The 268-nt window shown below is 62.3% G+C and carries 1 pseudogene; it reads right to left on the bottom strand.

Annotation, left to right across the window (positions count from 1 at the left end):
- A pseudogene (locus P9217_RS30220) lies at positions 1–268 on the bottom strand (hypothetical protein); the annotation flags it as partial.

Raw genomic sequence — 268 nt, forward strand, 5'->3', positions numbered from 1 at the left:
GCTTCCGGGTCGATGCGTGCGGCGCGCAGGGTTCGCGTATACGCCATGTACTTTGAATCCATGGCGTCACGCATGTGCCCGTCATTGAGCTGTGCGAAGGGTAGCGTGATCGACTGCGTCCCTAAGGTCAGAACGAGGTGGTCGAACGTGCCGATCTCACCGAAGAAATGGCGCAGATCAGCCTCATCGGCAGGTGAAACGACATGGCCGCGCGCCAAGGGGCCAAGCAACTGAGCTCTGGCTGCCGCACGCTCCCGCTGTCGTCCGG

Source organism: Mesorhizobium sp. WSM4989 (assembly GCF_029625795.1).
In the GTDB taxonomy this organism is placed as follows: domain Bacteria; phylum Pseudomonadota; class Alphaproteobacteria; order Rhizobiales; family Rhizobiaceae; genus Mesorhizobium.